19 protein-coding genes are annotated in these 24,273 nt (G+C 61.9%); 8 read left to right on the plus strand and 11 right to left on the minus strand.

Translation table 11 applies throughout. The annotated features are described in order from the left end of the window. Positions 1 to 69: 69 nt before the first annotated feature. From ACM64M_RS00200 to ACM64M_RS00220, 5 genes are all read right to left on the minus strand, one after another. A complete protein-coding gene (locus tag ACM64M_RS00200; protein WP_416226627.1) occupies positions 70 to 1,251 on the minus strand; it encodes an acetyl-CoA C-acyltransferase in 1,182 nt (393 codons plus the stop codon). Positions 1,252 to 1,352: 101 nt separating this feature from the next. Next, positions 1,353 to 1,802, minus strand: a complete 450-nt coding sequence (locus ACM64M_RS00205) for a MaoC family dehydratase (protein WP_416226628.1) — start codon at positions 1,800 to 1,802, stop codon at positions 1,353 to 1,355. 113 nt (positions 1,803 to 1,915) lie between these two features. After that, entirely contained in the window at positions 1,916 to 3,016 is a 1,101-nt protein-coding gene (locus tag ACM64M_RS00210; protein WP_416226629.1) for an acyltransferase family protein, read from the minus strand. Next, positions 3,013 to 4,389, minus strand: a complete 1,377-nt coding sequence (locus ACM64M_RS00215) for a DUF5935 domain-containing protein (RefSeq protein ID WP_416226630.1) — start codon at positions 4,387 to 4,389, stop codon at positions 3,013 to 3,015. The genes ACM64M_RS00210 and ACM64M_RS00215 overlap by 4 nt, the downstream gene beginning before the upstream one ends. Then, positions 4,386 to 4,643, minus strand: a complete 258-nt coding sequence (locus tag ACM64M_RS00220) for a hypothetical protein (protein ID WP_416226631.1) — start codon at positions 4,641 to 4,643, stop codon at positions 4,386 to 4,388. Before ACM64M_RS00220 ends, ACM64M_RS00215 begins: the two co-directional genes overlap by 4 nt. Before the next feature lie 21 nt (positions 4,644 to 4,664). Here ACM64M_RS00220 and ACM64M_RS00225 point away from each other — a divergent pair, with 21 nt between their 5' ends. The 5 genes from ACM64M_RS00225 to ACM64M_RS00245 all read left to right on the plus strand — a co-directional run bounded on the left by ACM64M_RS00225 (position 4,665) and on the right by ACM64M_RS00245 (position 15,011). Next, the gene (locus tag ACM64M_RS00225) at positions 4,665 to 5,930 is read left to right on the plus strand and encodes a TIGR04063 family PEP-CTERM/XrtA system glycosyltransferase (protein WP_416226632.1); all 1,266 of its coding nucleotides are present in this window, start codon (positions 4,665 to 4,667) and stop codon (positions 5,928 to 5,930) included. Between the two features lie 42 nt (positions 5,931 to 5,972). Further along, positions 5,973 to 7,175: a hypothetical protein gene (locus ACM64M_RS00230; protein WP_416226633.1), complete on the plus strand. Its 1,203-nt coding sequence runs from the start codon at positions 5,973 to 5,975 to the stop codon at positions 7,173 to 7,175. 211 nt (positions 7,176 to 7,386) lie between these two features. Further along, the gene (gltB, locus tag ACM64M_RS00235) at positions 7,387 to 12,027 is read left to right on the plus strand and encodes a glutamate synthase large subunit (protein ID WP_416226634.1); all 4,641 of its coding nucleotides are present in this window, start codon (positions 7,387 to 7,389) and stop codon (positions 12,025 to 12,027) included. Positions 12,028 to 12,039: 12 nt separating this feature from the next. Further along, the gene (locus tag ACM64M_RS00240) at positions 12,040 to 13,476 is read left to right on the plus strand and encodes a glutamate synthase subunit beta (RefSeq protein ID WP_416226635.1); all 1,437 of its coding nucleotides are present in this window, start codon (positions 12,040 to 12,042) and stop codon (positions 13,474 to 13,476) included. A 224-nt stretch (positions 13,477 to 13,700) separates the two neighbouring features. Beyond that, positions 13,701 to 15,011, plus strand: coding sequence for a carbohydrate porin (locus ACM64M_RS00245; protein ID WP_416226636.1), 1,311 nt, complete (start codon positions 13,701 to 13,703; stop codon positions 15,009 to 15,011). A gap of 76 nt (positions 15,012 to 15,087) precedes the next feature. On the opposite strand, the gene ung is transcribed toward ACM64M_RS00245, so the two are convergent. Then, positions 15,088 to 15,774: a uracil-DNA glycosylase gene (ung, locus tag ACM64M_RS00250; RefSeq protein ID WP_416226637.1), complete on the minus strand. Its 687-nt coding sequence runs from the start codon at positions 15,772 to 15,774 to the stop codon at positions 15,088 to 15,090. An 84-nt stretch (positions 15,775 to 15,858) separates the two neighbouring features. On the opposite strand from ung, the gene ACM64M_RS00255 reads away from it, so the two are divergent. From ACM64M_RS00255 to ACM64M_RS00265, 3 genes are read left to right on the plus strand one after another with little or no spacing between them, the layout of a single operon-like run. After that, entirely contained in the window at positions 15,859 to 16,494 is a 636-nt protein-coding gene (locus tag ACM64M_RS00255; RefSeq protein WP_416226638.1) for a ribonuclease D, read from the plus strand. A 9-nt stretch (positions 16,495 to 16,503) separates the two neighbouring features. Then, the gene (gene lptC / locus ACM64M_RS00260; protein WP_416226639.1) at positions 16,504 to 17,169 is read left to right on the plus strand and encodes an LPS export ABC transporter periplasmic protein LptC; all 666 of its coding nucleotides are present in this window, start codon (positions 16,504 to 16,506) and stop codon (positions 17,167 to 17,169) included. Then, on the plus strand, positions 17,169 to 17,753 hold the full coding sequence (locus tag ACM64M_RS00265) for an LptA/OstA family protein (protein ID WP_416226640.1): 585 nt from the start codon (positions 17,169 to 17,171) through the stop codon (positions 17,751 to 17,753). Before lptC ends, ACM64M_RS00265 begins: the two co-directional genes overlap by 1 nt. A gap of 60 nt (positions 17,754 to 17,813) precedes the next feature. Here ACM64M_RS00265 and ACM64M_RS00270 read toward each other — a convergent pair whose 3' ends face one another. From ACM64M_RS00270 to ACM64M_RS00290, 5 genes are all read right to left on the minus strand, one after another. Beyond that, positions 17,814 to 19,217: an exopolysaccharide biosynthesis polyprenyl glycosylphosphotransferase gene (locus tag ACM64M_RS00270; RefSeq protein ID WP_416226641.1), complete on the minus strand. Its 1,404-nt coding sequence runs from the start codon at positions 19,215 to 19,217 to the stop codon at positions 17,814 to 17,816. 116 nt (positions 19,218 to 19,333) lie between these two features. Then, a complete protein-coding gene (locus ACM64M_RS00275) occupies positions 19,334 to 20,398 on the minus strand; it encodes a DNA polymerase III subunit delta (RefSeq protein WP_416226642.1) in 1,065 nt (354 codons plus the stop codon). A 7-nt stretch (positions 20,399 to 20,405) separates the two neighbouring features. After that, positions 20,406 to 20,942 (minus strand): LPS assembly lipoprotein LptE, encoded by a 537-nt coding sequence (gene lptE, locus ACM64M_RS00280; protein ID WP_416227327.1) that lies wholly within the window; start codon positions 20,940 to 20,942, stop codon positions 20,406 to 20,408. 91 nt (positions 20,943 to 21,033) lie between these two features. Next, entirely contained in the window at positions 21,034 to 23,565 is a 2,532-nt protein-coding gene (gene leuS, locus ACM64M_RS00285) for a leucine--tRNA ligase (RefSeq protein ID WP_416226643.1), read from the minus strand. Positions 23,566 to 23,589: 24 nt separating this feature from the next. Continuing rightward, entirely contained in the window at positions 23,590 to 24,054 is a 465-nt protein-coding gene (locus tag ACM64M_RS00290) for a DUF3576 domain-containing protein (RefSeq protein ID WP_416226644.1), read from the minus strand. Between the last annotated feature and the right edge of the window lie 219 nt (positions 24,055 to 24,273).

Here is a 24,273-nt window from a genome sequence, read left to right on the forward strand (position 1 = left end):
TCCCACTCACCGTTTCCGGTAAGCAGGAGTTTGATAGCTTGCGCCCCGAAAGGCAAATCATGCGCGCGCTTAATAGACCTCGAACAGTCCCGCTGCGCCTTGTCCGCCGCCGATGCACATCGTGACGACGACGTATTTCGCGCCGCGGCGCTTGCCTTCGATCAAAGCGTGGCCGGTGCAGCGCGCGCCGGTCATGCCGTATGGGTGGCCGATAGAGATCGAACCGCCGTTGACGTTGAGGATGTCGTTGTCGATGCCCAGCTTGTCGCGGCAATACAGAACCTGCACGGCGAAAGCTTCGTTGAGTTCCCACAGGCCGATGTCGTCCATCTTCAGGCCGGTTTGCTTCAAGAGCTTGGGGATCGCGAAGACCGGGCCGATGCCCATTTCGTCAGGCTCAGTGCCCGCCACCGCCATGCCAACATAGCGACCGAGCGGCTGGAGGCCTTTCTGTTCGGCCAACTTGGCTTCCATCAGCACGCTGGCTGACGAACCGTCGGACAATTGCGAGGCATTGCCCGCCGTGATGCACATGCCCGGACCCATCACCGGCTGCAGGCCCTGGAGCCCTTCGAGCGTGGTCGAGGGGCGGTTGCCTTCGTCCTTGGTCAGGGTGAATTCGTGGTGGCTGACCTCGCCGGTTTCCTTGTCCTTGACCGCCATGGTGGTGGTCACGGGCACGATTTCATCATCGAACTTGCCCGCTTCCTGCGCAGCGGCGGTGCGCATCTGCGATTGGTAGGCGTATTCATCCTGCGCTTCGCGGCTGACGTTGTAACGTTTGGCCACGGTTTCTGCGGTGCCGAGCATCGGCATATACACATCCTTGTGCATCGCGATCAGCGAGCGGTCGGGTGCCACACGCATTTCAGGCGTTTGCACCATCGAAATGGAATCCTGCCCGCCGCCGACGACGATATCCATATTGTCGACGATGATCTGCTTGGCTGCGGTCGAAATCGCCATCAGGCCCGAAGAGCATTGACGGTCGATGGTCTGAGCCGGAACCGAAACCGGCGCCCCGCCGCGCAAAGCGACCTGCCGGGCGATATTGCCCGCCTGCGTGCCTTGCGTCAGCACCGCACCCCAGACCACATCGTCAATTTCAGCAGGGTCGATGCCGGCGCGCTCAACCGCAGGGGCAAACGAATAGGACCCCAGCGTCGCGCCGGGGGTGGCGTTGAAAGCGCCCTTGTAAGCCCGGCCAATCGGCGTACGGGCGGTGGAGACGATAACGGCTTCGCGGGTCATGAAAAACTCCTCAATTGCGCATCCCCGCAAAGGCGGGGATCTCTTGAAACTTGGTGCGGGCTCGATCGAGGCTCCCGCCTGCGCGGGAGCTCACGCATGAGTCAGACGAAATAGAGCGTGATCCATTCGCAGATCAGCGCAGGGGTCTGTTCGCCTTCGATTTCCATCGTCACTTCGCAGGTCTGTTGCCACTGGCCGGGGCGCTTTTCGATCATTTCGGTCAATTTCCAGTGGCCGCGAATCCGCTTTCCGGCGCGCACGGGCGACAAGAAACGGGTTTTGTTGCCGCCGTAATTGACGCCCATTTTCACGCCGTCCAGCTTTGGCGTGTCGCTGTTCGCGCCGAGATAGGGCATCATCGACAGCGTCAGGAACCCATGCGCGATGGTCCCGCCAAACGGGGTCATCTTCGCGGCTTCTTCGTTAACGTGGATGAATTGATGATCGCCGGTCGCATCGGCAAACTGGTTTATGCGTTCCTGGCTCATGGTGACCCATTCGCTGGTGCCGATATTTTCGCCGACCTTGGCGGCCAATTCCTGCGGTGTCATGGAGGCGCTCCCTCTATTGTTTGTGAAACAAAGTAACGATTCTGCGGGCGCGGTTTGAGCGTTAATTGCACGAGAGGCAAGTCCCCCATGGTCGCCGCTACGGCACCCTAACGTCAGGCGGAGCGAAGGGTCAGGGGGCGGCGCGAATTGAGCCACCGCTGCGCCGGTTTTTCGGCCCAGGTATAAAGGATCGCAGAGGAAAACAGGACGATCCCGACAAAACCCCCCAGCCCTGCCCACCCGATCTGGAGATCCTCGCCAACAAACAGGATCTTGAAGAGGATGAAGAGCAGGAAATGCGAAAGATAGGTGGCGTAGCTCCAGTCCCCGATCGCCACCAGCGCTCGCGAACCCAGCAGCCGCGCAGCCAATCCATGATCGAGAGCGAGCGTTAGCAAGAGCGCCGCGATCATTGCGGGCACGAACAAGGTTTCGGGCAGGCTACCGGCAATTCCTGCTCCCGCGGCGGCAATCATCGCAGCCAATGGAGCAAGAGCCCGGTGCCGCGCATCGCGCTGCCTTTGCCAGATATTTGCCAGCACGATCCCCATCGTGAATTCGATCAGGCAGCGTAGCAGGCCGGTGCGGGCGATGTCAGCGTCAAGGATCACGTGCCCCTGAAGCGCAAACCAGCTGTGCAATCCCAGCGCAAGTGCGCCGAGCACCATCACGAGAACGCCAATTCCCAGCCGCTCCCACCGAACGCCAAGCACCAATAGGGGAAACAGCAAATAGGCACCGAACTCGGTGCTGATCGACCAAGAAGGATCGTTCCATGCGATCTCACTCGTCAGACCCCAATTGTGGATCAACAGGATATGCAGCGGAAGCTCGGCAAAGGAATAGTCCTCCAAGGGCCTGCCGGTGATCGCCAGCACCCCGGCAAATGCGGCGAACAGAGCCAGGATCAACGCATGAAGTGGCCAGATCCGGGCGAAGCGTTTCCACAGGAATGGCCCGATCTGCGCAGCACCTTGCGAACGAAATCGCTGCTGATAGCTGAGCCACATCACGAAACCCGACAGCATGAAGAACAAGTCCACGGCCAGATAGCCTTTGGAAAAGCCCGCGATCACGGGCGCTGGCAGAATTTCGGCGAGGCTCAGGCGAATGTGGTAGAGCACCACGAACCACGCCGCCAGCCCGCGCAAACCGGTCAGCTGATCGAGCTGCGCCGAGCTTGCGCTGATATCAGGAGCCTGCGCGAGGTTCACGCCGCGCTTGCCGTTAATGCGGGTTCTCGCACAGGGATAGCAGCGCCAAGCACGGCAGCCTTGCGTTCGCCTTCACACCGCCGAAGATAATTCGCCAGCCCGATCTGAAAGGCAAGCAGCATCAGCATAGGCGGCGTATATGCGATCCCGGTGAACAAAGCGCCGACCAGATAGATGATCTGGGCCTGACCCAGTGCCGCGGCCAGCGGTGCTTGCCATTGCTCGCCCTCGCCAGTGCGTTTTTTCCAGCGGCTATGGATGCGCGCCATTTGCCAAAGCCCGGTCCCTTGCAGCAGAGCCCAAAGCAGCAGCCCCGCCCATCCCTGTTCGCCCAGCACCTCAAAAATGGCTGAATGATAGGCGCGCGCTTCGTCGGTCACGTCCTCATAGGTGACGGTCGTAGTTCCATCGACCGAATCCTCGACCCGCATGCGATATTCGAATTTATTGCCGCGATAGGCGTCAAACCCGCCGCCCCACGGATGATCCTCCACGTAATCGAGGGTCCAAGACCAAACCGCTACGCGCGTCGAGGCGCTCTGGTCCTGATCGAATTCGTTGATCGTGCTCATCCGTTCGGTAAAGCTGGCGGGCAGAAACGGGATCGCAGCGACCATCGCAATGGCACCGAGCCCCACGAACAGCGCCTTCTTCTTCACATGGCGGAACATCAGCAGCAAAAGGACCGCGAAGCATACCAGACCTGTGCGCGCCTCGGTGCCCACCGGGATCAGTGTGCAGGCGAAGATAAAGCCATAGCCGAACAATTTCACCCGCCAGTCGGGCGGGAAAATCGAACCGTGGCGCATGAACCAGAGGATCGCCGGGATAATCGCAATCGCCAGGCAGGCGAGCACGGAAGTCTCATAGATCCCGAAATTGTCGTTCACGATCAGCATGCGGTTTTCATATCCGCCGCCGCCAAACACCACCTTGATCCCGCCGCCGATGATGATGATCGCCATCGATAGCAGCATCGTGAGCAGGGCGGCTTCGATCCGCAGTCGCGTGGTCAGCGTCAGCGGCAGGAACATCGCAAACAGCATGGCTTTCCACACCCAGTCCCACTTGGTCGCGGCGTCCTCGGGGAAATCAGCAAAGCCTGTGGTCCACCAGCAATAGAGCAGCAGCGCGAGCATCAGAAACTGGCGCAGCGAGAATCGCGCGCCCTCCTTGCGGTCCAGCAGCAGCCACCCGCCAAATGCGGCGGCGAACGCAATCAGCGAGACGGGCAGGCTGACGATCAGCGAATAGCCAATCCGCTGGGGCGCGAGGATGTCGATGTAGATATACAGCAACACCCAAAGATATGGGCGGCGCAGGCCCAGCACCAGAACAAAGGCGATAAAGCTCAATAGAACGAGATCAATCATCGCTCCGCCGCTTCCTCGCCCGTGCCCGCGGCAGCATTAGCCCGCTTAGATGGGCGGCGTGAGGCAATGGCGGCCTCGCGTTCGGCCCGGGCCTTGTCGGAATAGCGTTTGATTAGCGGATCAACATCGAGATGCCCGCTCATAACCAGCCGCAGCAGGGCAATTGCAAGCAGGCCATGTCCAAGCGCAAGGGCGAAATAGTCGATCATCAATTCCGGGCCATAGCGCCATGCGGTTGACGCGGCGTTAAGCACAATGGGGCTATCGCGGATGATATGACGCGCATTCTACACGTTCTCGATCATTCGCTGCCGCTGCACAGTGGATACACTTTCCGCACTCGCGCCATAATGAAGGCGCAGATCGCAGCCGGGCTGGAAGTGCGCGGGATCACGTCGCAGCGCCACAACCTCGAATCCGCGGCGGACAGCGATCAGGAAGTCATCGACGCGCTGACGTTTCACCGCACCCCCGGCACGCCCAGCGGCCCGATGCTGGTCAGTGAGCTTGGCGAGATGGCGGCGCTGTCGGCGGCGATCCAGAAACTGACACAGGATTGGCGGCCTGACATTATCCACGCACATTCCCCGGCGCTGAATGGCGGCGGCGCATTGCGGGCCGCGCGCGCGCTGGACATTCCGATCGTTTATGAAATTCGCGCCTTCTGGGAAGACGCCGCTGTGGGCAATCGCACCGGCACGCATGGCTCGGCCAAATATCGCCTTACGCGCAGCCTTGAAACGCAGGTGGCGACCCGCGCCGATGCTTTGTTCACCATCTGTCAGGGCCTGCGCGAGGATCTGATCGGGCGCGGCATTTCCGCAGGCAAGATCGGGGTGATGCCCAACGGGGTCGACCTAACGCTGTTTGGCGATCCGCCGCCGCGCGACGATGCTCTGGCGGCGCAGCTGGGGATCGAGCCCGGGGCACCGGTCGCCGGCTACATCGGCAGTTTTTACGATTACGAAGGGGTGGACGATCTGATCGCCGCCATGCCTATGCTGCGCGCTGCGCATCCGGGCGCGCGGCTGTTGTTGGTCGGTGCGGGCACGATGGAACGCGAATGGCGCGATGTTGCAGCGCAATTGCCCGAGCCAGAGGCGGTGATCTTTGCCGGACGGGTACCGCACGATGCGGTGGATCGCTATTATTCGCTGATCGATATGCTCGCCTATCCGCGCAAGCAATCGCGGCTGACCGATCTGGTCACCCCGCTCAAACCACTCGAAGCGATGGCGCAGCGGCGGATCGTCGCGGCCTCCAATGTCGGCGGCCACCGCGAACTGATCGCGCATGGCGAGACGGGTTTCCTGTTCGCGCCCGATGATCCCGCCGCCTGCGCCGCTGCACTGGGCGAAATATTCGACATGCGCGCCGGTTGGGATGCGGTCCGCGACCGCGCGGTGGACCATGTCCGCGCCCGGCACGATTGGCACACCAATGCCCGGCGTTATCTCGACGTTTACCAACTCTTGCTAGCGCATGGCGGTCACTGCGGCGGCGCTTTGCCCGACCAGTGCGAACAGGGTTTGCGGGCCTAGGGACATGGTGATCCTGCGGCCCCAAGAAGCATAAGGGCCGACATGCGTCTCAGGAATTATTTCGAGCGAAAGCCAGCCGCCTATAGCGCGGCGCATGGCCGCAGCAAAAGCGCGCCGCGTTCGATTGCCGCGCATGGTTCATTCGTGCCCATGCTGACAATCTGGGGCGCGGCGCTGCTGGGGCTGGCGATCATCGTCCTGCCTGATAGCGCGATTGTCCGGATGAGCATGGTGAGCGGGCTTGTGTCGCTGGGCGGTTCGGCAAAGTTCGTGTTCGCCGGGATTGCTGCGGCATTGGGCGGCGGTCTCGCCTTTGTCATCGCCAACGCGCTGCGGGACCGCGCACGCGGGAATGAAGCACAAGTTTCGGTGGTGGGCGCGGTTTCTTCGCGCCGAGTGCGTCCAATCGATCCGGTGACCGACCTTGGCAGCGACAGCCTCGATGCCCCGATCGAAACCATGCCGTTTGGGGTTGAGGATGAGGAGGACGCCTTCGATCCCGCCGCCTATACCGGCAACCCGGCAGCCATTGCCTCAGCGCGGCGCGAGCCGACGCTGGGCGAACTGGCAAAACGCGGATATGAGATTGAAGAACCGCAAGACGCTGCGGCGCCCGAGACAACGGGCGGATTCACCCGTCGGCATTTCAAGGACGCGCTGATCGAAACCTGCGAAGGCGCAACCTGCGAAGCCGCCGCCGGTGTGGTTGACACGGCAGCGGGCGAATATTCGAGCCTGAGCCGGATTTCTCCCAAACCCAAAGCGGGATCTGCGCCGCTTGCAGAGCGCCCGCGGGCGCTTGACCTCAGCGAATTTGCCGAACTGCCGGGCCGCAATGCGGTGTGGGTAGAGGAACAAGGTGCGGAGAAAGCTTCGGCATCACCCTCTTCCATCCGCCCTGCTCAGCCGCCTGCGACCGCGCTGGAAAAGCTGCGCCAGACGCCACCCGAAGACCTCAGCCTGGTGCAGATGGTTGAACGCTTTGCCGCGGCGCTGCACGAACGCCAAGAAAGCGAGCGCAGCGGCCCATCCCGGCGCGGCAGCCGCCATGGAACCGGCGGCGAGACTGTCTTGGCGGAGGCATTGAAAGCGCTCGACCTGTTCACGAAAGGAGGCTTTGATCTGAACAGCGATGATGCTACCGACCAGACAGCGGCAGAGGATGGACCCGACGAATTGGGCCAGACCGAACGCCAATTGCGCGATGCGCTGGTCAAATTGCGGTCCCTGCGCGGCGCGGGCTAGGTCAATTCGCGCAATCAAGCTAAAGACAGGCTTTGCGTCCGTGTAATTTTACTGCGCGTTTCGCGGTTGCAAAATCGCAATTCCATCGGCAATAGGAAGGCGAACACAGCGCGGCCCGGACCGCCCGTCTGGTGCGCTCGCCATTCACGCCGCTGCCGCGATCCGCTTGACGGTTGCTTGGCTGGGGCATCTGACAGAACGGATTCTTGCCATGGGATACCCTGATTCCCAGGGTCTTTACGACCCCGCCAACGAACATGACGCCTGCGGTGTGGGCATGGTCGCGCATATCAAAGGCGCGCGCAGCCATGCGATTGTCGAACAATCGCTGGAAATTCTCGCCAATCTCGATCATCGCGGCGCGGTTGGGGCCGACCCCTTGCTGGGCGACGGCGCGGGATTGCTGATGCAAATACCCGATGCGCTGATCCGTCGCTGGGCGAATGAGAACGGCCACGATCTGCCGCCAGAGGGACATTATGCGGTCGCCATGTGCTTCATGCCGCAGGACGATGCCGCGCGGTTTTTCGTCAAGGAACGCTTTGCCGCGCTCGCCGCGAAGGAAGGGCAGCGACTGATCGGGTGGCGTGATGTGCCGACCACGCTCGACGGGCTGGGCGATGCGGTGATCGCGTCAATGCCGGTCATCCGGCAGGCGATCATCACTCGCGGCGAAAGCTGCGCCGACCAGGACGCATTTGAACGCAAATTGCTGGCCATTCGCAAACAGACGCTCAACCCGCTGGCAAAGCTGGCGGTGAAGCACGATCTGCCGCGCGTCGTCGACACCTATATGCCCAGCGTGTCGAGCCGCACAATCGTGTACAAGGGGCTGCTGCTGGCGACGCAGGTGCAGAGTTTTTACGATGATTTGCGCGACCCCGAATGCGTCAGCGCGTTTGGGCTGGTGCATCAACGGTTTTCGACCAACACCTTTCCCAGCTGGAAACTGGCGCATCCGTTCCGCTTCATCGCGCATAACGGGGAAATCAACACGGTTCGCGGCAATGTGAACTGGATGAACGCGCGCCGCCGGACGATGGAAAGCGAACTGCTCGGCCCCGATCTCGACAAGATGTGGCCGATCATTCCACACGGCCAATCGGACACTGCCTGTCTCGACAATGCGCTCGAATTGCTGCTGGCGGGTGGATACAGCCTCGCCCATGCGATGATGATGCTGATCCCCGAAGCGTGGAACGGCAATGATCTGATGGATCCGGAACGGCGCGCCTTTTACGAATATCACGCCGCCTTGATGGAGCCGTGGGACGGTCCGGCGGCGGTGTGTTTCACCGACGGGCGCCAGATTGGCGCGACGCTCGACCGCAATGGGCTGCGCCCGGCGCGGTTCTGTGTGACCAAGGACGACATCGTCTGCCTCGCCTCGGAAAGCGGGGTGCTGCCCTTTGCCGAAGCAGACATCGTGCGCAAATGGCGGCTGCAACCGGGCAAGATGCTGCTGATCGACCTCGAACAGGGGCGCATCATCGAAGATGAGGAGCTGAAGGCAGAGCTCGCGGGGGCCGAACCCTTCGCCAAATGGCTCGAGGAAGCGCAGTTCAAGCTCGACGATATCCGCGAGATTGAGCCTGAGCTGTCCGAAGTGTCTGAACACACCACCACACTGCTGCAACGCCAGCAGGCTTTCGGTTACACGCAGGAAGACGTCTCGCGCTTTCTCGAACCGATGGCGCTGAACGGGGACGATCCGATCGGGTCGATGGGCACCGACACGCCGATTGCAGTCCTGTCGAACAGGGCGCGGCTGTTGTATGATTATTTCAAGCAGAATTTTGCGCAGGTCACCAATCCGCCGATTGATCCAATCCGCGAAGAACTGGTGATGAGCCTGCTGTCGATGATCGGTCCGCGCCCCAATCTGCTGGGTCACGATGCCGGGACGCACAAACGGCTTGAGGTCGAACAGCCGATCCTCACCAATGAAGACCTCGCCAAGATCCGTTCGGTCGAGGCGGTGCTCGATGGGGCGTTTCGCTGTGCGACCATTGACATCACCTTTGACGCGGAAAAAGGGGTCGAGGGGATTGAACTGGCCCTGCGCGAAATGTGCTGGGCCGCGACCGAGGCTGTGCTGCAGGACCAGAACATCCTGATCCTGTCCGACCGCGCGCAGAACGCCGACCGCGTGCCAATGCCCGCGCTGCTGGCAACGGCGGCGGTGCATCATCACCTCGTGCGGCAGGGCTTGCGGATGCAGACCGGGCTGGTGGTCGAATCGGGCGAACCGCGCGAAGTGCATCATTTCTGCGTGCTCGCCGGTTACGGTGCCGAAGCGATCAATCCCTATGTGGCGTTCGAAACGCTGGAGGATATTCGCGCGCGCAAACATCCCGAAGCCTCCAGCGAGACGGTCCAGCAAAACTACATCAAGGCGATCGGTAAAGGGCTGCGCAAGGTCATGTCCAAGATGGGCATTTCGACCTATCAGTCCTATTGCGGCGCACAGATCTTTGACGCGGTCGGGCTGTCGAGCGAATTTGTCGAACGCTATTTCACCGGCACCGCCACCATGATCGAAGGCGCCGGGCTGGACCAGATCGCCGAGGAAAGCGTGCGCCGCCATGCGCAGGCTTACGGCGACAATCCGCTGTATAAGGGGATGCTAGACGCTGGCGGCATCTACCAATACCGGCTGCGCGGCGAGGAACACGCCTGGACCCCGCAGAATGTCGCGCAATTGCAGCACGCGGTGCGCGGCAACGACGCCGCCACTTACGAAGAATTCGCGCGCAGCATCAACGAACAATCCGAACGGCTGCTGACCATTCGCGGGCTGATGCAACTCAAAAAAGCCAAGCGTCCGGTCCCGATTGAGGAAGTCGAACCAGCAAGCGAAATCGTCAAACGCTTTAGCACCGGCGCGATGAGCCTGGGTTCAATCAGCCATGAAGCGCATTCGACCATGGCGCTGGCGATGAACCGCATCGGCGGACGTTCCAACACCGGCGAAGGCGGTGAAGAGCCGTTCCGCTTCACCGCGCTGGACAATGGCGATTCGATGCGCAGCGCGATCAAACAGGTCGCCAGCGGACGATTTGGCGTGACCACCGAATATCTGGTCAATGCCGACGATATTCAGATCAAGATGGCGCAGGGCGCAAAGCCCGGCGAGGGCGGGCAATTGCCCGGTCACAAGGTCGATAAACGCATCGGCGCGGTGCGCCACTCGACCCCCGGCGTGGGCCTGATTTCCCCGCCGCCGCATCACGACATCTATTCGATCGAAGACCTTGCGCAGCTGATCCATGATCTCAAAAACGTCAATCCGGCGGCGCGTATTTCGGTCAAGCTGGTGTCCGAAGTGGGCGTCGGCACGGTCGCGGCGGGCGTATCAAAGGCGCGCGCGGATCATGTCACCATCTCCGGCTATGACGGCGGCACCGGCGCATCGCCGCTGACATCGCTGACGCATGCGGGCAGTCCGTGGGAAATCGGGCTGGCCGAAACGCAACAGACATTGCTGCTCAACGATTTGCGCAGCCGCATAGCGGTGCAGGTTGATGGCGGCCTGCGCACCGGGCGCGACGTCGCCATTGGCGCGTTGCTGGGCGCAGACGAGTTTGGCTTTGCCACCGCCCCGCTGATCGCAGCGGGGTGCATCATGATGCGCAAATGCCATCTCAACACCTGCCCTGTGGGCGTGGCTACACAAGACCCGGTGCTGCGCGCGCGGTTTACCGGACAGCCCGAACATGTGGTCAATTACATGTTCTTCGTGGCCGAGGAATTGCGCGGGATCATGGCCGAAATGGGTTTCCGCACCGTCGCCGAAATGGTCGGCAGGGTGGACCGGCTCGACATGGATCGGATGCACCGCCACTGGAAAGCGCGCGGAATCGATCTTTCGCGGGTGCTCCACCGCGTCAGGATCGCCGAGGGCGCGCCGCTGCTCAACACCGAAGTGCAGGATCACGGTCTTGGCGCTGCGATCGACAATGCACTGATCGCCGATTGCCGCGAAGCCATCACGGCGAAAGCGCCGGTGCAGCTCAGCTATGATATCCGCAATGTAAACCGCACCGTCGGGGCCATGCTGTCGGGCGAAATCGCGCGGAAGCATGGGCACGAAGGGCTGCCGGTGGACACCATCCGCGTGAACCTTACCGGGGTCGCCGGGCAAAGCTTTGGCGCGTGGCTGGCGCATGGCGTGACGCTCGATCTGGTGGGCGATGCCAATGATTACGTTGGCAAGGGATTGTCTGGGGGCCGCATCATTGTGCGCCCCCCCGAAGGCGTGCCGCGCAATTCGGGCGATAACATCATTGTCGGCAACACCGTGCTGTATGGCGCGATTGCGGGCGAGGCCTATTTCAGCGGGGTCGCGGGCGAACGGTTCGCGGTGCGCAATTCGGGCGCGATTGCCGTGGTCGAAGGCGCGGGCGATCATGCCTGTGAATATATGACCGGCGGCGTTGTGGTGGTGCTGGGCAAGACCGGGCGCAATTTCGCCGCCGGGATGAGCGGCGGGGTCGCCTATGTCTACGATCCCGACGGCACATTCCCGCAATTGGTGAACCATGCGCAGGTCGATCTGGTGGCGGTTTGCGCCGAGCCAGACCGCGATGAAGGAACCGGCTGGCCGCAGCAGCGCGGCGCCAATGTGCGCGATTTCGGCATGGGAGATATGCTGCGTCATGATGCCGAGCGGCTGCGGGTGCTGGTCGAACGGCATTTGCTTCACACCGGAAGCAGCGTGGCGAGCGCGATGCTGAAAGATTGGAACGCCGCGCTGACCCGCTTCGTCAAGGTTATGCCGCGCGATTACAAACACGCGCTTGAGGCTCTCGAAGCCGAGCGCGAAGAGGCCGCCAGCGTGGCGGCGGAATAAAGGTCAGGACCAATGGGCAAGGACACCGGATTTCTCGAACTGGATCGGCGCGAACGCGACTATCTCGATCCCAAAGAGCGCCTGAACAATTACCGCGAATTCGTTATCCCGCCGGGTGACGATGTGCTGTCCGCGCAGGCGTCGCGCTGCATGGATTGCGGCATTCCCTATTGCCACAATGGTTGCCCGGTGAACAATCTGATCCCCGACTGGAACCATCTGGTGTACGAACAGGATTGGAAAAACGCGCTCGACCTGCTGCATTCGACCGACAATTTCCCTGAGTTTACCGGGCGCATCTGTCCCGCCCCATGCGAGGCAAGCTGCACGCTCAACATCATCGATCAACCGGTGACGATCAAAAGCATTGAGGCGGCGATTATCGATCGCGGATGGCAAGAAGGCTGGGTCACACCGCAGGTGCCGGAGAAAAAGACCGGCAAGCTCGTCGCAGTGGTTGGCTCCGGCCCGGCGGGTCTGGCCTGCGCGCAGCAATTGGCGCGTGCTGGCCATTCGGTCACGCTGTTCGAAAAATCCGACCGGGTCGGCGGATTGCTGCGTTACGGCATCCCCGATTTCAAGATGGAAAAGCACCTGATTTCGCGCCGCTGCATCCAGATGGAGGCCGAGGGGGTAGAATTTCGCACCAGCAAGGAAGTCGGCGTCGACATCTCCTTCAAAAGCTTGCAGGAAAACTTTGACGCCGTCGTGCTGGCGGGCGGCGCAGAGGACCCGCGCGGCCTTACCATCCCTGGCGCCGAAATGCCCGGCGTGCGGCTGGCGATGGAGTTTTTGACCCAGCAGAACAAGCGCAATGCAGGCGACGACGAAGAACGCGCCGCCCCGCGCGGCACTTTGAAAGCTACCGGAAAGCATGTCGTCGTGATCGGCGGCGGCGACACCGGCAGCGATTGTGTCGGCACCTCCAACCGGCAAGGCGCGGCCAGCGTTACTCAGCTGGAAATCATGCCAAAGCCCCCGGAAAAAGAGGACAAGGCGCTGACCTGGCCCGACTGGCCGCTCAAATTGCGCACCTCATCCAGCCACGAGGAAGGCGTCGAACGCGATTGGGCGGTGCTGACCAAACGGGTGATCGGTGACGGCGAACGGGTGACCGGACTGGAATGCGCGAGGGTCGAATGGGTGGATGGCCAGATGCGCGAGATCGAAGGCAGCACCTTCACTCTGAAGGCTGATCTGATCCTGCTCGCCATGGGCTTTGTCGGCCCCAAGAAAGCGGGCCTGCTCGAACAGGCAGGCGTCGCCTTGACGCAGCGCGGCAATGTCGATGCGGATACCGAAAATTACGCCACCAGCGCCGACAATGTCTATGCCTGCGGTGATATGCGGCGCGGGCAGAGCCTGGTGGTGTGGGCAATCCGCGAAGGCCGGCAAGCAGCCCGCGCGGTGGACGAGGCATTGATGGGGGTGACAGAATTGCCGCGTTGAACCCTGATAACGCGGCAATACCCTTAACTCCGGGTTACATTCGCCGGATGAATGTCGTTTCTATCCAATTTATTGAGGCCCGGAACCGCGACTGTCGTGCCTGCCAAAATTGATAGCAAAGCTTGACTTGGCAACCACGTGAAGGTCGAAAGTAAGCCGCCGGTTAACGGTGCACATCGCGGGCCACAAGAAGCCGCGCGGGTAAAACATAGGGAACGAGGGTCGTGACAATTTTCAAACTTCGCTGCGCCATGGGCGTGGCCGCATGCATTGCGGCCAGCCCCGCCATCGCGGCGGAAGCTGAAATCTTCAGCGAGACCTTTGCCATTGCCGAGGAGCGTGACAATGCAATTGTCGCGCCATCCTCCGATGATCGCCCCGAAACAGCTGCTCAAGACCAGGCCGCACCCGCAGCCTCTTCCGCTGCCCTGCCTGCGACACCTGCACGCCCTTCGCCTATGCCGCTTGATCTGCGCGTCGTGGCCTCACAATTCGTCGATGTGCCGATCGCGGGCGATGCCCGCAGCATTGCGCGCTATAGCGGGCGGGTCGATGGCTATTTCACCTATAATGCGACGCCCAATTTCAGCATCAAGCTGCGCCCCGAATACACCTGGGGCAAATCCTCGAATGGCGCGGTCGGCCTCATTCCCGGCAATGCGGCGCTGTTTCGCTCCGAAGGCAATGGCGATTTTGATCTTGCGGCGAGCCTGCAATATCGCTGGGATTCGGGCGCGACGCTCGAAGTGGGCAAGATGAACCTGCTCGACACCTCGCTGACCATTCCGATCATGGCGAGCAACGGGCATTTCGGCTTTCAGAATCTCGGCATTGTCCTGCCGCCAACCGGCATCGCGCCCAACACAATTACCGGCGCAATGCTGACCGTCCCGACCAGCAAAATGCTCTACCGCGCCTGGGTGTTCGATCCTGACAGCCAATACGAACGCACCGGGTTCGAAACCGCATTTGACAGCGGCGTGGCATTCCTCGTTTCAGCCGCGCGCCGCGTTAAGATTGGCGGCGAGCCCGGCTTTGTGAACATCGCCTTTGTCGGTTCGACGCGGCACGAACTCGCGCGTGACATCCTGCCCGCCGCACTCACCCCGCCGCCCGGAAGCGGTTTCGGCAATGGCAGCGGCGAATTTGCGGTGCAGCTTTCCGCCTATCAATATCTCGCGACCTACCCGGAGGCTCCGGGTAAGGGGTGGGGCATCCTCGCCCGCTTTCAGGCATCGGCGGGCGATCCCACCTTCCTCGATTATTCGGGCTATTTCGGCGTGTCGGGCAATCCAAGGTTCCGCCCGCAGGACCGCTTTGGCCTTGCCTATTTCCAATATTCGCTGACCGATGAATTGGTCGACGACATCGCGTTTCGGCTCGGCATCGAAGACGAACAGGGGGTCGAGGCATTCTACACTTACGGCATCACCAAGGGGCTGGGCCTGACCGCCAATGTGCAAGTGGTCGATAGCGGCATTGCATTGCGCGACACCGGCGTAACCATCGGAGCGCGAATTACTGCGGATTTTTAAGGCCGGCGCATTTCGGCTGATGAAGGGCAAGTTTGAGCAGGTTGGCCGTTCTCAACATCGATGGGCTACGCGCAGCCTAAAGCCCCCAATCAATCGCCTGCTGCCCATGGCTTTCCAGAAACGCATTCGCCTGACTGAAAGGCCGCGATCCGAAAAATCCGCGATGCGCCGATAGCGGGCTGGGATGCGGAGATTCGAGGACCAGAAGATGGCTCGCCCGGGCCAGCCCGCGCACCCGCCCCGCCTTTTTTTGCGCATGGCTGCCCCACAGCACGAACACCGCAGGCTCGCCGCGCGCCGCCACCGCTTGCACCGCCGCATCGGTGATCGCGTCCCAGCCGCGCCCGGCATGGCTGCCCGCCTTGCTCTCTTCCACTGTCAGCGTGTTGTTGAGCAGCAGCACACCTTGCCGCGCCCAGGGGGTCAGATTGCCGGTAGCCGGACGCGCGATGCCCAGATCGCTTTGCAGTTCGCGGAAGATATTGGCGAGCGACGGCGGCGGTCTGACCCCGTCCTGCACCGAAAAGCTCAACCCATGCGCCTGTCCCGGTCCGTGATAGGGGTCCTGTCCCAGAATCACGACGCGCACCTCCTCCAGCGGTGTGGCATGGAGCGCGGCGAGCCGCATTCCGCGCGGCGGATAGATCACCTTGCCCGCGGCCTCCTCGGCCTGCAACCAGCCGCCCAGCCGCCGCGCTTCGGGGGTGTTGAGCACCGGATCGAGCGCCGCGCGCCAGCTTTCGGGGATCGTCTCGCCTGCCATCACGCCATGAGGTTACACCGCCGGGCACGGATGCGGCGAGACGCCCCTTCCCCTCTATCCCCAATCCGCGTAATGGCAGGGGCGATGACAGTCCATTTCCATGAAGAAGACCTGCCCGCAGGCGTGCTCCAGGGCACCGGCGCACTGGCAGTCGACACCGAGACCATGGGTCTCATCACCCACCGCGACCGGCTGTGCCTGGTCCAGATCAGCGATGGTTCGGGTGATGAACACCTCGTGCGGTTTGCGCCCGGCAGCGAATATGAAGCGCCCAATCTGTGCGCGGTGCTGGGCGATCCGGCGCGTGAAAAACTGTATCATTTCGCCCGGTTCGATCTGGCCGCGATCCAATATTACCTTGGTGTGATGGCCGGGCCGGTGTTCTGCACCAAGATCGCCAGCAAGCTGGTGCGCACCTACACCGACCGCCACGGTTTGAAAAATCTGGTCGATGAATTGCTGAACGAGAATATCTCTAAACAACAGCAATCCTCCGATTGGGGCGGAGCGGTGCTGAATGAAGCGCAGCGCGATTACGCCGCGTCCGATGTGCGCTATCTCCACGCGCTGCGCGATGAATTGACGGTGCGGCTGGAACGCGAAGGGCGGATGGAAATCGCGCAGGCGTGCTTTGATTTCCTGCCGACCCGCGCGCTGCTCGATATTGCCGGGTGGGATGGGCGCGACATATTCAGCCACAACGAAGGGCTCTACGCCTAAAAGCGCAGCATGGTCATCAAACGCCGCATCGAAACCAGCGAGGCCCGCGAACTGCGCAGCAAGCGGCAGCATTTCGCTGCGCCCGGCGGCCGTCATGACCGGCTCGTCAGCGTGCTGGCCCGCGTGTTGCCGATGGGGGTCGGGATCATCGCGGCGCTGATGATTGTCACTCCGCTGTCGCCGCGCGGCGAGGTCAGCTTTCTGCTCGACCGGACCAAGGTCGCGGTGATCGACGAACGGTTGAGCGTGGACAATGCGATGTACCGGGGGCGCGACGATGACGGACGCCCGTTTTCAATCACTGCCGGTGAAGCGGTGCAACGGTCAAGCGCAGAGGGTCTGGTGCGGATGCAAGGCCTGATGGCGCAATTATTGCTGGAAGATGGCCCGGCGCGGCTTTCAGCCCCGGGCGGGGTCTATGACATCAACCAAGAGGTCGTGAGTGTGGACGGGACGGTCCGGGTGCGCACCGCCGATGGCTATGCGATGACCGCCAATGGCGTTTCCTTCGACCTTGAAACCCGGACAATGCGCGGCGATGGCGGGGTGGAAGGCGCGGTCCCGGCGGGGACGTTTTCGGCCAATGCCATGCGCGCCGATCTCGACAAACGCACAATTGCGCTCAAAGGTAATGCCCGGCTGACCATGACGCCGGGCGAATTGAGGATGCCCTGATGAAAGTTTCGCAACACGCCGGACTGCGGAAGGTCGCATTGGCCAAGGTCGCATTAGGATGGGCCGCAGGCGGATTTGCGCTGGCCGCGGCGCTGGCCGGGGGAATGGCGCTCAAAGCACAGGCGATCGCTTCGCACAACACCAATGCGCCGGTGTCATTTGATGCGGGCGACATCGTGCTGGATGATCGGGCGAACCGTGTGGTGCTGACCGGCGGGGTGATCGTTAATCAAGCGGGTCTGACCGTGCGTTCGCAGCGGATGCTGGCCAATTACACCGATGACGGATCGCTCGATGTGGAGCGGATTACCGCCAATGGCGGGGTCATCGTCAGCCGCGGCGATGAACGCGCAAGCGGCGATGTTGCGGTCTATGATTTCAACCGGCGGCTGATCACCATGGCCGGCAATGTTGAGCTGCGCCGAGGCGGTGACCGGCTGAGCGGAGGGCGGTTGGTGATTGATCTGGCCAGCGGGCTTTCCACCATTGACGGCAGAGCCAGCGGCAGCCCTGGGGGCGCTGCGGCAACCGAAGGCGCCAATGGCCGCGTCACCGGCACCTTCTCTGTCCCGCAAAACGATTGATTTGTTAGTAGGCGTTGTCGTGCCTCAGCACGCTAATAGGCGTTGTCGTGCCTCAGCACGCTAATAGGCGTTGTCGTGCCTCAGCACGAGGACCGTCTTGAACACGATCTCCAGATCGCGGCGCAGCGACCATCTCGAGATATATTCAAGGTCTGACTGAAGCCGGTCGGTCAGGTCTTTCTCCTGTTCGGTCGCGCCCCGATGACCGCGCACCTGCGCCAGCCCCGTGAGGCCAGGCTTGAGGCAGTGCCGGCGCCAATATTGGGCATCCACCTCCCAGAAGAATTTGTTGTTCGCGCGGCTTCCCAAGGCATGTGGGCGCGGGCCGACTATCGACATGTCTCCGCGCAGCACGTTGATAAGCTGCGGCAATTCATCAATGCTGGTGCGGCGGATGAACTTGCCGATCGGGGTGATCCGGTCATCCTCGCGCGCGGTCGAGGTGTCGCCATTGGCGTCGTTCTGTTCCACTCGCATCGAACGGAATTTGAACATGTTGAAGAACTGATTGCCCCGGCCCAGACGGCGCTGAATGAACAGCACGGGGCCGCCATCGTCCAGCTTGATCCGGACCGCAGTGAAGATCAGCACGGGCGACAGAACAATCAGCGCCGTGGCCGCCACCGTGATGTCAAACAGCCGCTTTGAAATGCGCGACCGCAGGCCCAGCGGGCCGGTCGAAACCACCAGCGTGGTGCGCCCCTGCCCTTCGTAACGGTGCACATCGCTCGCGCCCAGCGCATGCGCAGGTTCGCTCACGATTTCGCCGTAAACGCCAGCGGATTTGAGCAGGAAAGCCCAGGCCTGACGGCGCTCTGTCGGACAGCTGACCACCACCTTGTCCTGATTTTGCAGCAACCGCCCGAGTCGGTCGAGCATGAAGGGATCGTGGCTGGCCGGGTCGAGCCCGTATTTCTGCGCTGCAATCGTCACCGCTTTGCTGAGCGTGAAATGGGGCCCGCCATCGGCAATTATCAGTCGGTTGAGCGTCCGTCCGCCCCAGAATCGTTCCACCAGCACCGGCATCAGCCGCCGCAGCGCCAGCAGCGCAGCCGCTGCGATAATCAACCCGAGTGTCACCGAAACGCGCGAAAACTGCGCGTTGGATTTGGTGTAGAAGGCCACGAAATTGAGCAAGGCCGCCGAAATCAGCAACGCCGTAAGCGCCTGTTTTGCAGCGAATATCCAATTGCTCAGCGCCTTTCCGCCATAGCTTTCATTATACAGCGCAATGGTGAAATAGACCGGCAGGATGGTCTGCACCACCAGCATGTTGCGCGCCTGCCACCATTCGCCCTCGTAAATAAGGCTGGCGAGCGCAAAGGCGAGATTGAGCAGGATCGCATCGGACAGGATCAACAGCGCATAGGCCCGCAGCCGCCGCCGTTCGAGTGAAGGCGCTATCTTGCGTTCAACCTGATCTGCCTGGGCAACTTCTGCGAGCGGCCCTGTAAGCTTATTCATAAAGTTTCGCGCTCCCCCCGGAGCATCCCTTAAGGAAAAACCCGTATATAGCGCTTAGCCCTTACACACAAAACCTGCGTTTGTGCGACGGCGAAATCGAATTCTGTCCGGAAATGCTACCGTTTCGCGGCGAATCGGGCGATTTGGGCAAGATCTTGCGCCAGCAACAGCTCAGCGGTCGGGCTGTTCGCCATCAGGCTGCAATGCAGCGCGGTCAGCCGGGGAATCAGCCGGTCGAGCTTGCGTTCGCTGCCTCCGCGCACCGCCGGGGCCTGCCATTTGCCCAGTTGATGGCTGATCGCGGGCTCTTCTTTCTTGAAAATGCCGAGCTGCGCCTTTTCGCCGTAACCCAGATTGTCGATCGACCCGCGCGGCCCCAGCCGGGCGGCAATATTCGCCAGCTGCGCCGTGCGCCGTTCCAGCGCCAGCAGCAAACCCACGGGGTTGAGGCCCAGCTCCTTCATCCGCCGCAGTTCTGCAGATAGAAGCGCCAGATCGCCGTTCATCACCGCATTGACGATCGGACCAAAGCCGTCCTCTTCGGTCGGCGCGCCGATTTCGGCATAGTCGCTGACGGTGGCGGTCTTGGGCGATTGCGGCGCGGCGTCGAGATACAGCGCCAGCTTGTCAATCTCCGACCCCGCCAGCCGCACATCCAGCCCCGCGCCGCGCGCAATGCGTTCGGCCAGATCACCACCCAGCCGCAGTCCTGCTGCATCGGCCATCGCGCGAACCGCTGCGGAGACAGAAGACAGATCGGGCGGATAGAACATCACCACCAGCGCATCCTTGCGCTTTTCCAGCAATTTGGCGGTGCGCGATTTGTCGGTTGCAGCGCTCGCAACGATCACGATGGGGGCCGCTTTGCCCGCCCCCGCCGCCTCCGTCTCGATCAGCGCGACCAGCGCATCATGCGCATCGTCCCCGCTGGCCCGGACATAGATATGCCGCGCATCGCCAAACAGCGAAGCGGAGCGCGCCTCATCGCCCAGCAATGCGGGATCGCGGCGCAATTCCGCTCCCGACAATTCGACCCGCTCACCCGCATCGGGCAGCGCGTCGATCACTTTTTGCGCGGCGGCAGATGCGCCCGCTTCATCGGGGCCGCAGAAAAACAGGATCGCCGCCTGCCGCGCCGCGGCGGGCGCGCCGCGCGCAAAATCCTGCTGCCTGCCCTTCATCGCCCGATCATCGGGAAGCGGCGGCCACGGCCCGCTCGCGTTCTCTCAAGGTTAGCGCAATCTGCACCGCCATCCGGTCGGCGACCTCCTTGGCGAGGTTTTCCAGCGCGGTCTGTTCGGCGGCAATCGTGGCATATTCGGACGAGACGACATCAATCCCCGCATCCGATCCGGCGGTCGCATCGAGCAGGATCTCGCCGCTCGCCAAATCAATCAACTGATAGCGCGAGCGCAGGATGCGGCGTTCGCGGCTGATCGTGTCATCGTTGAGCACGCCCAGTCCCTCCAGCTCATCATCGAGCCGCACGTCGAGCCGGTATTGCGGGGTCGCTTCGCCCGCGACATGCAACCGGTCCTGCAACGCGCCGCGCACCAGCCACCCGTCACGGCCCGGTATCGCGGGCACCTGAACCGCCGCCAGCCCCTGCGCCACGGCAGAGCGCGCGCCCCCCGCATACATCGGTTGCAGCCCGCAAGCGGAGAGAATCAGTGCCAGCAAGATGATTATTCCGCGCAACTCAATCCTCCGCTGACAATTTGTCATGCTGAACATGCTTCAGCACTCACCGATCCGCTGACATCGCAGTGTGCGGCACAATGGACCCTGAAACAAGTTCAGGGTGACGACAAAGACGTCAAGGTGCCGGTTTCGTTACCGGACCGGGCACGAAATTGATCAACCTGTCCTGCACAAAGATGATCTTGCGCGGCGGCGCTTCGCCAACATGCTGGCGGACCTTGCTGCTTTGCATCGCAAGATTGACGGCGTCGTCCTGCGCAATCCCCTTTTGCACATTAATCGTATCGCGCAATTTGCCCAGCACCTGCACCGCAATCGTCACCTCATCCTCAACCAACATGGCCGCGTCATGCACGGGCCAAGCGGCATCTGCGATCAACGCGTCTGCGCCGAGCATCGCGTGAGCCTCTTCGGCCAGATGCGGCATCATCGGCGCGATCAGGTGGAGCACGGTGCGAATCGCGAAATTGCGGCTTTCGCTGGGCGCGGCCTTTTCCGCCGCGCCGGTGAGTTCGTAAATGCGCGCCACCGCCTTGTTAAAGGACAGCGCCTCGATATCGTCGGCCACCGCGACGATCGCCTGATGGGCCTTTCGCGCCAGAGCCTTGTCCTCACCCGCTGCCGCAGGATCGATCTGCCCGAACAGCCGCCACAGCCGCTGGACAAACCGCCAGCAGCCCTCGATCCCGGCCTCCGACCACGGCAGGTCGCGTTCGGGCGGGCTGTCCGACAGCATGAACCAGCGCACCGCGTCAGCGCCGTAATTTTCGATGATATTGTCCGGATCGACGACGTTCTTTTTCGACTTCGACATTTTGACGACGCGGCCGATTTCGACCGGTTCGCCGCTTGCCTTCAATGTAGCGCCGTCGGAGGTGCGGTTCACCTCCTCCGGTGACAGCCAGCCATTGCCGCCATGACTATAGGTCTCGTGCGTCACCATCCCCTGCGTGAAGAGCGCCGCGAACGGTTCCTTGACGTCAAGTTTGCCGATCCGTTCGAGCGCGCGGGTCCAGAACCTTGCGTAGAGCAGATGCAGGATCGCGTGTTCGACCCCGCCGATGTAATGTTCGACCGGCAGCCACTTGGCGATTTCTGCAGGGTCAAACGGGGCATCGGCAGGCTGGCTGGCAAAGCGCAGGAAATACCACGATGAATTGGTGAAAGTGTCGAGAGTGTCGGTCTCGCGCCGCGCCTTGCCCGCGCATCTGGGGCAATCGACGTGTTTCCATGTCGGGTGCCGTTCAAGCGGGTTTCCGGGCGTCTCGAAATCAACGTCATCGGGCAGGGTGACGGGCAATTGATCCTTGGGCACGGGGACAATGCCGCAGGCGTCACAATGAATGAAGGGGATCGGCGTGCCCCAATAACGCTGGCGCGAAATGCCCCAATCGCGCAGCCGCCATACCGTCGTGCCCTTACCCCAGCCGCCCGATTCGGCGCGGGTGATGACCTCGGCCTTGGCATCCTCGACGGTCATGCCATTGAGGAAATCCGAATTGACGATCACGCCGTCACCGGCCTCGGCCTCATCGCCCATCGGCGCATCGGCATCTGCCGCGTCACGCGCGACGACACGCTGGATCGGCAGGGCGTATTTGGTGGCAAATTCAAAGTCGCGCTGATCGTGCCCCGGCACGCCCATCACCGCGCCGGTGCCGTAATCCATCAGCACAAAATTGGCGATGAAAACCGGCAAAGCCTCACCCGTGAAGGGATGCTGCGCGGTGATTTCGGTGCGATAGCCCAGCTTTTCCGCAGTTTCGAGCGCGGCGGCGGTGGTTGCGCCTTTCTTGCATTGCTCGATAAAGTCAGCGACCGCCGGATCGCCAGCCATGCCTTGCGCGACCGGGTGATCGGCGGCGATCGCGACAAAGCTCGCGCCGAAAATCGTGTCTGGCCGGGTGGTGTAGACAGGCAGATGCTCCCCGCTCGACAATTCGAACGAAAATTCCAGCCCCGAAGATTTGCCGATCCAGTTTTCCTGCATCAGCTTGACCTTGTCGGGCCAGTGCTCAAGCTCGCCCAGCCCATCGAGCAGATCCTGCGCGAAATCGGTGATTTTGAGGAACCACTGGTCAAGCTTGCGCTTTTCGACCTCTGCGCCCGAACGCCAGCCCTTGCCGTCGATCACCTGTTCATTGGCGAGCACGGTCATGTCGACCGGATCCCAATTCACGGTCGAAGAACGGCGATAGACCAGCCCGGCGGCATACATGTCGAGGAACAGCGCCTGTTCATGGCCGTAATATTCGGGATCGCAGGTCGCAAATTCGCGGGTCCAGTCGAGCGCAAAGCCGATGCGCTTCAACTGCGCCTTCATCGCCTCGATATTGGCGCGGGTCCAGGCGCCGGGATGGACCTTTTTCTCCATCGCGGCGTTTTCGGCCGGCATTCCGAAAGCGTCCCAGCCCATCGGATGCAGCACTTCATATCCGCGCATTTTCTTGTAGCGCGCCAGCACGTCGCCCATCGCGTAATTGCGCACATGGCCCATGTGGATGCGGCCAGAGGGATAGGGAAACATCTCCAGCACATAGCTCTTGGGCTTGGTGCTGTTTGAATCGGCGGTGAATGTGCCCGCCTGTTCCCATGCGCGCTGCCAGTGCCCGTCAGCCCTGGACGGATCGAATCGAGTGTCAGTCATGCAAGGTCGCTAGAGCGAAAGCGCTTAACCCGCTACCGCCTTGCGGCGCAGATCGCGCGCTTTGGTGAGGATAATGTCCTCCAGTTTCTGCACTGTCGCGGCCTGCACCGGGGCATCAACCCAGCCGCCGCCCTGCGCAACCTGACGGCTGGCCGCGACGCGCAGCGCATCGGCGCGCAGATCCTGATCGAGGATCGTCACGGTCACCTTGACCCGTTCATCGGGATTGGAGGGGTTGGCATACCAATCGGTCACGATCACCCCGCCCGCGCTGTCTGCCGAGAGCAGCGGTGCAAAGCTGAGCGTTTCCAGCGCCCCGCGCCACAGATAGGCGTTGACGCCAATGGCGTTGACCTGCGCAGCGGCAACATCGGTGGTCGGGCGGTCATTGCCGCCGCATGCGGCCAGCAGGCCAAGCGCCGCGCCAAGACATGCCAGACGGGCTGCGGGCCGAACCGGGTTCGAAAATGCGAAATGGGCGCGTATCACTGCGAAAAATTCCCTCGTTCTGTCTGAGCACGCTCTATACCCGCCCTGATGCGCGCGGCAAGCGTGTTGAAGCCTGCGAAAGGGCAAGGCAACACGCGCCGGGTTCTGCTTCCTGCAACCTTTATGGCGGCTGTATGATCAGGGAATTGCGGATAATTTCCCGAAACCCATCTGTGTGGTCTGCGCAACACTGCGCTGCTTAACGCTAGGGAAGTTTGT

Origin of the sequence: Qipengyuania sp. ASV99, assembly GCF_047872805.1 — a bacterium.
Classification (GTDB): Bacteria; Pseudomonadota; Alphaproteobacteria; order Sphingomonadales; family Sphingomonadaceae; genus Erythrobacter.

What these genes read in the sequence shown, in the direction of transcription:
- ACM64M_RS00255 (WP_416226638.1), top strand. Translation starts at nt 15,859, where the DNA reads ATGACAGTCCATTTCCATGAAGAAGACCTGCCCGCAGGCGTGCTCCAG.
- ACM64M_RS00265 (WP_416226640.1), top strand. Translation starts at nt 17,169, where the DNA reads ATGAAAGTTTCGCAACACGCCGGACTGCGGAAGGTCGCATTGGCCAAG.
- ung (WP_416226637.1), bottom strand. Translation starts at nt 15,774, where the DNA reads ATGGCAGGCGAGACGATCCCCGAAAGCTGGCGCGCGGCGCTCGATCCG.
- ACM64M_RS00275 (WP_416226642.1), bottom strand. Translation starts at nt 20,398, where the DNA reads ATGAAGGGCAGGCAGCAGGATTTTGCGCGCGGCGCGCCCGCCGCGGCG.
- lptE (WP_416227327.1), bottom strand. Translation starts at nt 20,942, where the DNA reads ATGACAAATTGTCAGCGGAGGATTGAGTTGCGCGGAATAATCATCTTG.
- gltB (WP_416226634.1), top strand. Translation starts at nt 7,387, where the DNA reads ATGGGATACCCTGATTCCCAGGGTCTTTACGACCCCGCCAACGAACAT.
- ACM64M_RS00240 (WP_416226635.1), top strand. Translation starts at nt 12,040, where the DNA reads ATGGGCAAGGACACCGGATTTCTCGAACTGGATCGGCGCGAACGCGAC.
- ACM64M_RS00270 (WP_416226641.1), bottom strand. Translation starts at nt 19,217, where the DNA reads ATGAATAAGCTTACAGGGCCGCTCGCAGAAGTTGCCCAGGCAGATCAG.
- ACM64M_RS00205 (WP_416226628.1), bottom strand. Translation starts at nt 1,802, where the DNA reads ATGACACCGCAGGAATTGGCCGCCAAGGTCGGCGAAAATATCGGCACC.
- leuS (WP_416226643.1), bottom strand. Translation starts at nt 23,565, where the DNA reads ATGACTGACACTCGATTCGATCCGTCCAGGGCTGACGGGCACTGGCAG.
- ACM64M_RS00225 (WP_416226632.1), top strand. Translation starts at nt 4,665, where the DNA reads ATGACGCGCATTCTACACGTTCTCGATCATTCGCTGCCGCTGCACAGT.
- ACM64M_RS00230 (WP_416226633.1), top strand. Translation starts at nt 5,973, where the DNA reads ATGCGTCTCAGGAATTATTTCGAGCGAAAGCCAGCCGCCTATAGCGCG.
- lptC (WP_416226639.1), top strand. Translation starts at nt 16,504, where the DNA reads ATGGTCATCAAACGCCGCATCGAAACCAGCGAGGCCCGCGAACTGCGC.
- ACM64M_RS00200 (WP_416226627.1), bottom strand. Translation starts at nt 1,251, where the DNA reads ATGACCCGCGAAGCCGTTATCGTCTCCACCGCCCGTACGCCGATTGGC.
- ACM64M_RS00215 (WP_416226630.1), bottom strand. Translation starts at nt 4,389, where the DNA reads ATGATTGATCTCGTTCTATTGAGCTTTATCGCCTTTGTTCTGGTGCTG.